The organism is Nonomuraea sp. NPDC001684 (assembly GCF_053596515.1).
This window is the reverse complement of the sequence record NZ_JBSFGJ010000419.1, coordinates 1-8,189: the sequence shown is the minus strand read 5'-3', so window position 1 is coordinate 8,189 and position 8,189 is coordinate 1. Positions and strand designations below refer to the sequence as shown.

The 8,189-nt window shown below is 75.4% G+C and carries 9 protein-coding genes; 6 read left to right on the top strand and 3 right to left on the bottom strand.

What is annotated here, in order from left to right; genetic code table 11:
* From ACWCSD_RS42090 to ACWCSD_RS42070, 5 genes are all read left to right on the top strand, one after another.
* Nucleotides 1-237: hypothetical protein (locus tag ACWCSD_RS42090; RefSeq protein WP_449923414.1), on the top strand; the 237-nt coding region annotated here is incomplete at its 5' end.
* 157 nt (nucleotides 238-394) lie between these two features.
* Nucleotides 395-2,629: an MMPL family transporter gene (locus ACWCSD_RS42085; protein ID WP_449923411.1), complete on the top strand. Its 2,235-nt coding sequence runs from the start codon at nucleotides 395-397 to the stop codon at nucleotides 2,627-2,629.
* Entirely contained in the window at nucleotides 2,626-3,483 is an 858-nt protein-coding gene (locus ACWCSD_RS42080; protein ID WP_449923408.1) for a lysophospholipid acyltransferase family protein, read from the top strand. The genes ACWCSD_RS42085 and ACWCSD_RS42080 overlap by 4 nt, the downstream gene beginning before the upstream one ends.
* A 90-nt stretch (nucleotides 3,484-3,573) precedes the next feature.
* Nucleotides 3,574-3,825, top strand: coding sequence for an acyl carrier protein (locus ACWCSD_RS42075; RefSeq protein WP_397156065.1), 252 nt, complete (start codon nucleotides 3,574-3,576; stop codon nucleotides 3,823-3,825).
* Nucleotides 3,825-5,048: a beta-ketoacyl-[acyl-carrier-protein] synthase family protein gene (locus tag ACWCSD_RS42070; RefSeq protein ID WP_358301437.1), complete on the top strand. Its 1,224-nt coding sequence runs from the start codon at nucleotides 3,825-3,827 to the stop codon at nucleotides 5,046-5,048. The genes ACWCSD_RS42075 and ACWCSD_RS42070 overlap by 1 nt, the downstream gene beginning before the upstream one ends.
* 17 nt (nucleotides 5,049-5,065) lie before the next feature.
* Here ACWCSD_RS42070 and ACWCSD_RS42065 read toward each other — a convergent pair whose 3' ends face one another.
* On the bottom strand, nucleotides 5,066-5,503 hold the full coding sequence (locus tag ACWCSD_RS42065) for a VOC family protein (RefSeq protein ID WP_449923403.1): 438 nt from the start codon (nucleotides 5,501-5,503) through the stop codon (nucleotides 5,066-5,068).
* 70 nt (nucleotides 5,504-5,573) lie between these two features.
* Nucleotides 5,574-6,761, bottom strand: coding sequence for a cytochrome P450 (locus tag ACWCSD_RS42060; RefSeq protein ID WP_449923400.1), 1,188 nt, complete (start codon nucleotides 6,759-6,761; stop codon nucleotides 5,574-5,576).
* Between the two features lie 73 nt (nucleotides 6,762-6,834).
* Between ACWCSD_RS42060 and ACWCSD_RS42055 the strand changes: the two genes are divergently transcribed.
* Nucleotides 6,835-7,443, top strand: coding sequence for a TetR/AcrR family transcriptional regulator (locus ACWCSD_RS42055; protein WP_358301429.1), 609 nt, complete (start codon nucleotides 6,835-6,837; stop codon nucleotides 7,441-7,443).
* A gap of 139 nt (nucleotides 7,444-7,582) precedes the next feature.
* Here the strand turns inward: ACWCSD_RS42055 and ACWCSD_RS42050 are convergent.
* Nucleotides 7,583-8,189: CGNR zinc finger domain-containing protein (locus ACWCSD_RS42050; RefSeq protein WP_449923396.1), on the bottom strand; the 607-nt coding region annotated here is incomplete at its 5' end.

The following is an 8,189-nucleotide window of genomic DNA, read 5'->3' as shown; positions in this document are numbered from 1 at the left end:
GCGGTGTGCCCGGCCGTCCTGCGCTACTACGAGGGACCGAGCCCGTCGAGCCGGGGGAGCTGGGTGGGCGAGGACTCGGTGACCGGGTCCGTCGTCCGGGTGGCCGGGACGCGGCGGCTGCGGGCCGAGGTGCGGCTCACCCCGCTCCTGCCGCCGCCCGAGCCCGACCGCGGGCCGCGCGGACGGGCCGCCCTGGCCCGCGCCGCCGAGGAACGCGTGCGCGCCGGCCTCGGCTGACCGCACAGGCCGACCGCACACAACTGACCACACAGGCCCGCGCCGCGGGGGAGCGCGTGCGCGGCGGCCTCGACCGACCGTTACTCGACGTAAGGATTCACCGATGTGGGGCAATTCGCCGCCGTCCGGCCGTGGGCGGAGGTGGCCGCGACGGGTCGTGCTCTGGGGCGCGGCCGTCACGTTCGCCGTCTCGCTCGTGGCCGGCCTGGACGTGCACGACCGGCTCGTGCTGGGCGACATCGTGCCGCTCGGATCGCAGTCCCTGCGCGCGGACGACATCCTCCAGGACGCCTTCCACGCGGGCAACGCCGACCTGGTCCTGATCGCCCGCGCCGCGCGCCCGGTCGACGACCCCGAGATCGACGCCGCCGGGACGCGGCTCACCGAACGCGTCTCGGCCGATCCCGGCGTGTGGCGGGTCACCTCGTACTGGCGCGGCCACGAGCCCAGGCTGCGCAGCGGCGACGGGCGCGCGGCGGTCGTCCTGGCCCACCTGAGCGGCGACAACGCCGCTCGCAACGCCGCCGCCCGCCGGATCATGGACTCCCTGCACGGCCGCTACGGCCCCCTGTCGCTGACCGCCACGGGCGAGGCCCAGGTGCGCGTCGAGGCGCAGGACCGCAGCGAGACCGACCTGCGCACCGCCGAGCTGATCGCCGCGCCGCTGACCCTGGCCATCCTGTGCGTGGTGTTCGGCAGCCTGGTCGCCGCCCTGCTGCCGGTGCTGATCGGCGCGCTGGCGGTGATCGCCACCATGGCCGTGCTGCGCCTGCTCACCGAGGTCATGGAGATCTCGGTGTTCGCGCTGAGCATCTCCAGCGCGCTCGGCTTCGCCCTGGCCGTCGACTTCAGCCTGTTCATCGTCACCCGCTTCCGCGAGCAGCTCGCCCAGGGCCAGGACGCCGTCCAGGCCGTCTCCGTCACCATGCGCACCACCGGCCGGGCCATGGCCTGCTCGGCGGCCACCGTGGCGCTGTCCATGTCGGCGCTGCTGCTGTTCCCGTTCACCATCCTGCGCTCGCTGGCGGTCGGCGGGATGACGATCAGCCTGACGGCGGCCGCGGCCAGCCTCGTGGTGCTCCCGGCCGTGCTCACGCTGCTCGGCGACCGGGTCAACCGGCTTCCCGTGCCCGGCCCGTGGAACGCCGCGCGCTGGTCCGCGCCGCCGGTGGAGGACGGGCCCTGGTACCGCCTGGCGGTCGCCGTCATGCGCCGCCCGCTGGCGGTGGCCGTGCCCACCACCGCGCTGCTGCTGGCGATGGGCGCGCCGTTCCTGGGCGCCCGCTTCGGCACCCTGGACGACCGCATCCTGCCGCCCGACGCGCCCGCCGCCCGCGCGGCGCAGGCGCTGCGCGCGGAGTTCGGCGGGCAGCAGGTCGTCGGCGGCACCATGATCGTGCTGCCGGACCTGCGGATGACCGGGCAGAGCTCCGCCGGCCCGCTGGATGGCTACGCCAGGCGCCTGGCCGCCACCGACGGCGTGCTCCGGGTGGACACGGCCGGCGGCTCCTACAGCAGGGCCGCCACCGTGCCGGGGCCGGGCCGCCGGTTCACCGGCGAGGCGGGCACCTGGCTGCTCGTCACCACCGCGCACGAGCCGTACTCGGTGGCCAACAGCGAGCTCGTCCGGCGCCTGCGCGCGATCCCGGCCCCGGGCCAGGCGCTGTTCGCCGGGCCGGGCGCCGAGCTCGACGACATCAGGCAGAGCATCGCCGGCACGCTGCCCACGGCCCTGGCGCTGATCGCGCTGGCCACCCTGGCCATGGTGACGCTGCTGACCCGCAGCGTCGTGCTGGCCGTCAAGGCCCTGGTGATGAACGTGCTCAGCCTCACCGCCACCTTCGGTGCCCTGGTCCACGTCTTCCAGGACGGCCACCTGCGCGCACTGGTCGGCGACTTCACCGCCACCGGCAGCATCGACGCCCTCATGCCCACGCTGATCTTCTGCGTCGCCTTCGGCCTGTCCATGGACTACGAGATCTTCCTGCTGTCCCGGATCACCGAGGAGTACCGCGACCGCGGCGACACCGCCACCGCGGTCGCCACCGGGCTGCAGCACACCGGGCGGCTGTTCACCTCGGCCGCCGTCATCTTCGCCGTCGTCATGGCCGCCGTGGCGACCTCCGGCCTGGCCGTGCTCAAGATGATCGGGGTGGGCATCGCGGTGGCCGTCCTGGTCGACTGCACGCTGATCCGCACGCTCCTCGTGCCCGCCGTGATGCGCCTGGCCGGGCCCGTCAACTGGTGGTCGCCCCGGCTGCTGCGCGGCAGGCGGGGGAGCGGCGGCGGCTCGCCCGGCGACCCGCCGCGCGTCCCCGTCGGCGCGGCCGCGGGCGGCCCGGACGGGACGGAGCCCGCGGCGCCGGCGGGCACACCCGCGAGCACACCGTGACGACCATCCGCGATCAGGACCACCGCCACGAGCGGCCGTCGTCCGGGCCGGGGCTGTCGCCGTGCACGCCGGACGCGTGCGTGCGGCCGCCGGTCGCCGCCGCCGGGCCGGTGCGCCGGGCCGCCCGCCTCCTGGGCTGCGCGCTGGCCCTGGGAGCCGCCCTGACGCTGTCGGCGATGCCCGCCCGCCGCGCCGGCGCCCTGCGCGCCCGCCTCGCGCGCAGGGCCATGGGCCTGATCGTGCGCGCGCTCGGCATCACGGTGCGGATCCCGGGCGGCGTCCCCGCCCTGGACGGGCACGGCACCCTGCTGGTGAGCAACCACATCTCGTGGGCCGACCCGCTGATCATGGCGGCCCTCACGCCGGCCCGCCAGCTCGCCAAACGGGACATCGGACGGTGGCCGCTGGTCCGGTCGCTGGCCGCGGCCCACCGCACGCTGTTCATCGACAAGGACCGGCCGGCCGGGCTGCCCGCCGCGATCACGGCCGTCGCCGCCGCGCTGCGCGACGGGGACGCGGTGCTGGCCTACCCCGAGGGCACCACCTGGTGCGGGCAGGCCATGGGAGCCTTCCATCCGGCCCTGTTCCAGGCCGCCGTCGAGGCGGGCGCGACCGTCCGGCCGGTGGCGCTGCGCTACCGCGAAGCCGGCGCGCCCTCCACCCGCGCCGCCTGGATCGGCGTGGAGTCCCTGCCGGTCTCGCTGCTGCGGGTGGTCGCGACCCGGAACCTGGTGGCCGAGGTGACGTTCCTGCCCCCCGTGCGCCCCGAGCTCACCGGACGGCCGCGCGCGGACCGGGCGGCGCTGGCCGCGCTGACCGAGTCGCGGGTCAGGGACGCTCTGGGCCCGGCTTGATGGACATTTGATGTGTCATACCCGGACCCGCCCGCACTCCTGGAGCACACTCGGACACGCCCCCCATCCGCCGAGAGAACGGACGGCACCATGACCGACGACCAGATAACAGACGTGCTCCGCGGCCACGTCGCGCGGGTCCTGGGCGTCAGCCCGGCCCAGATCGGCCCGCACACCGACCTGCGCGAGGAACTGGACGCCGACAGCCTCGACTTCGCCGAGCTGCACGCCGTGGTCGAGGACGAATGGGGCACCTTCGCCGACGACCGGCTCCAGCGGGTGCGGACCGTCGCCGACATGGCCGCCGTCATCCGCCGCCACCTGACGGCGGTGGGCGGCTGATGCGACCCCGGGTCGCGGTGACCGGGCTCGGCCTGCGCACGCCCGCCGGCTCCGGTCCCAAGGAGCTGTGGAACGCGCTGCTCGGCGGGCGCTCGACGGCACGGGCCATCACGTCCTTCGACACGTCCGCGCTCGCGGTGCGCTTCGCCTGCCAGGTGCCGGAGCTGGACGTCTCGGCGTACCTGACCGACCGGCAGGCCCGGCGGCTGGACCGGGCGTCGCTGCTGGCGGTGTGCGCGGCGGGCGACGCGCTGGCCGACGCCGGTCATCCGCGGGTGCCGCCCGAGCGGCGGGCCGTGGTGGCGGGCAGCTCGTTCTGCGGCACCGAGACCTACGAGTCGGCGCTGCTCGACACGCCCGGTCCGGCCGCGCTGCGGCTGTCGCCGATCTTCATCCCGAAGATCATGCCCAACGCCGGCGCCGCCGCCATCGGCATGCGGTACGAGATCCGCGGGCCGAGCATGTCCGTGGTCACCGCCTGCGCCTCCGGCGCGCACGCCATCGGCGAGGGCGTCCGGCTGATCCGCGACGGCTCGGCCGACCTGGTCGTGGCCGGGGCCGGGGACGCCAACGTCACCCCCGGCATGCTGCACGGCTTCAGCCGGTGCCGGGCCCTGTCGGTCCGCAACGACGACCCCGAGGCCGCCTGCCGCCCCTTCGAGGCCGATCGCGACGGGTTCGTGCTGGCCGAGGGGGCCGCGTTCCTCGTCCTGGAACGCCTCGACGACGCCGTGCGCCGCGGGGCGCGCGTCCACGCCGAGGTGTCCGGCTACGGCCGCACCAGCGACGCCCACGACCTGACGGCCCCCGCGCCCGGCGGCGAGGGCGCCCGGCGGTGCATGGACGCCGCGCTCGCCGACGCGGGCCTGGCGCCCGAGGACATCGTGCACGTCAACGCCCACGGCACCGGGACCGAGCTGAACGACCTGGCCGAGGCGCAGGCGATCGGCCGCGTCTTCGGGCCCGCCGCCGTGCCGGTGAGCTCGACCAAGGGGGTGACCGGGCACGCCCTCGGCGCGTCCGGGGCGATCGAGGCCGTGGCGTGCGTGCTGGCGATGGCCGAGTGCACCGCCCCGCCGACCGCCAACCTGGACCGGCTCGACCCGCGCTGCGACATCGACGCGGCGCCCGTGCCGCGCCCGATCGCGAGGGGGCCGGTGATGTCGAACTCGTTCGGCTTCGGCGGCCACAACGCCACGCTGGTCTTCTCGCCGGCGCGCTGACCGCTCCCGCCGGGCGGTCAGCCCCGCCGGGAGACGAACACGCAGAACGGGTGCCCGGCCGGGTCGGCGTAGACCCGCAGGGGTTCCTCGTCGTCGTCGATCCGGTCCAGCAGCAGCCGGCCGCCCAGGCGCAGAACGCGTTCGTGCTGCTCCAGCAGGCTCTCGACCGACGACACGGTCAGGTCGAGGTGAAGCTGCTGGGGCACCCCGGGCTCCGGCCAGGTCGCCTCCGGGAGCGTCTCGACCTGCTGGAAGGCGAGCTGCGGCGCGCCGTCCCTGGTTCGCAGCACGAGCCAGTCGCGGCCGCGCTCATCGTCGGCGCCCGCCTGCGGCGGCTCGTCGCCGGGCCGGTAGACCAGGTCCAGCAGAGACCGGTAGAACTCCGCCAGCGCCCTGGCGTCGGTGCAGTCGAGCACCACCTGACACAGCCTGATCCCGCCGTCCGTACCGGCCATGCGCGCCTCCCGTGATCGTCCGTCCGTCATGCTCTCTGCACGGCCGGATGGCACGTCAAACCCGGCGGCCTCACCAGGTGACCGGCAGGGACGCCAGACCGTAGATCGTGGCGCGCGGGCGCAGCGGCACCTCCTCGGCGGGCACGGCCAGCCGCAGCCCGGGGAAGCGGCGCAGCAGCGCGGGGAAGGCCAGCCGCATCTCCAGGCGGGCGAGCTGCTGGCCCAGGCACTGATGGATGCCGTGGCCGAAGCCGAGCTGCGGCCCGGCCTCGCGGGTGACGTCGAAGCGGTGCGGGTCGGGGAAGCGGGCCGGGTCGCGGTTGACGGCCGGCAGGGAGAGCGTCACGGTCTCCCCGGCGCTGATCGTCCGCCCGGCGAGCGGCACGTCGGCCCGCGCGACCCGGATCGGGCCGATGTGCACGATGCTGAGGTAGCGCATCAGCTCCTCGACGGCGGTCGCCGCCACGCCGGGGTCGGTGCGCACCAGCTCCGCCTGCTCCGGACGGCTCAGCAGCAAAAACGCGCCGAGGGCCAGCATGTTCGCGGTGGTCTCGTGGCCGGCGGTCAGCAGCAGGGTGGCCGCCCCGGTCAGCTCCTCGTGGTTCAGCTCGCCGCCGGAGACCAGCTCGCCGAGCAGGTCCTGGGCAGGCTCGGCCCGCTTGCGGGTGACCAGCTCGGACAGGTAGCCCATCAGCTCGGCGCCCGCCGCGCCGCGTTCCTCGGCGGAGTTGTCCAGGTTCACCGCGCGCGCGGTGGAGTCCTGGAAGCGCGCGCGCTCGTCGTACGGCACGCCGAGCAGCTCGCAGATCACCAGCGACGGGATCGGCAGCGCGAACGCGCCGACCAGGTCGGCGGGCGCTCCGGCCGCGGCCATCTCGTCGAGGCGGCCGTCGACGATCTCCTGGATCCTGGGCTCCAGGAGCCGCATCCTGCGCATGCTGAAGCGGCCGGTGAGCAGCCGCCGGTAGCGGGAGTGCTCGGGGTCGTCCATGGCGATGAAGAAGCCCGGCGGGACCACCAGGTCGGCCAGGCCCTCGGGCGGCGCCAGCTCCTTGATCGGCGGCGCGGCGCCCTGGGAGGTGTTGCTGAAGCGCGGGTCGTCGAGCACCGCGCGGGCCTCGGCGTGGCCGGTGACCAGCCAGCCGGGGCGGCCGTCGGCGTAGATCATGCGGTGCAGCGGGCCGTGCAGCCGGGCGAGCTCGGCGGGCGGCTCGAACGGGTCCTCGCGGTCGAGCGGCAGGCTCTGAAGGATGTCCATGCCTTCAGAAAACCGCAGAGACTGCGAATTTGCAACCTATGCATAAAAGCAGGGCGTGCAGTAGGGTGGCGCCGTGGAAGGTCATCGCGAACGCAAGAAAGCCCGCACCCGCCGCGCGCTGCTGGAGGCGGCCGTCCGGCTGTTCGCCGAGCGGGGGTACGAGCAGACCACGGTCGCCGACATCGCCGCGGCGGCCGACGTCGCGCCCCGCACCTTCTTCGCGTACTTCGCGAGCAAGGAGGACGTGCTCTTCCTCCAGGCGGGCGAGCGCGAGCGGGTGATGCTGGAGGCGATCGCCGGGCGGCGGCCGGGAGAGCCGCTGGGGGAGCTGCTGAGCCGGATGTTCGAGGCCATGGTGCGCAGCCTGGCCGAGGACGACGAGCTCGGCTTCGCGCTGTCGCCGCTGCGGGCGCGGCTGATGGTCGCCGAGCCCGCGCTGCGCGCCCGCGGCCTGACGCTCATGATGGAGACCCAGCCCCGGCTGGCCAGGGCGCTGTGCGAGGTCTATCCGGGGCTCGACCCGGTGTCGGCGGGGGCGGCGGTCGGCAGCTTCATGGGCGCGCTGGCCGTGGCCGGCATGGTCGCCCAGGAGCAGGGCGGCTCGGAGGACGACGTTCTGGCCGCCGGGCGGCGCGGGATCGAGGTCGCGGTCGACGGCCTGTCGAGCCTCGACCGGCCTTAGTCCGCTGTCGAGCCTCGACCGGCCTTGGCCTGCGCAGGGCCCCTCGGGGCCGCGTCCGCATGCCGCTCCCGGCGGGCACGCGCCCGCCGGCCGCTCGTCACGGCTCCGCTCCCGGCGGGCGCGCCCGCCCGGTCGCTCGTCACGGCTCCAGGGCCGGGCGGGCGCGCCGGGCGCGGAGTTTGTGGCGGTTGCCGCAGCGTTCCATCGCGCACCAGCGGCGGGCGCCGGGGCGCGAGGTGTCGACGAACACCAGCGGGCAGTCGTCGCTCGCGCACTCCCGGATGCGTTCGGCGAGCGGCCCGGACAGCAGTTCGATCATCTCCCGCGCCATGGCGGACAGCGCCTGGGCGGCCCGCACCGGTGACGCCCATCCGGCGGTGACGCCGTCGGCGGCGAGCTCGGGGACCAGGGGCGGGGCCGTCGCGGCCCGGTTGATGACCGTGATCGCCCCGGCGGGCAGGGGGCGGCGCGCCGCCTGGGCGTGCGCCGCGTCCCAGATCGCCTGGCGCAGGGCCTTGGCGTCGGCGAGCTCGCCGACGGTCACGGGGGCCGTCATGACCGCCGTCAGCGGGGGCTGGGCCAGCCATTCGGCCAGGTCGGCGGGCTCGTGCAGGGTCTCGAAGATCGCATATTGACCCTCGCCGCCGGTGTGGGCGAAGTCGAGGCAGAGGGCGCCGGCGTCGAACCTGAACGACCCGCCCTTGGGATCGTGCAGCACCCGTCCGGTTGCGTTCACGCGCATGACA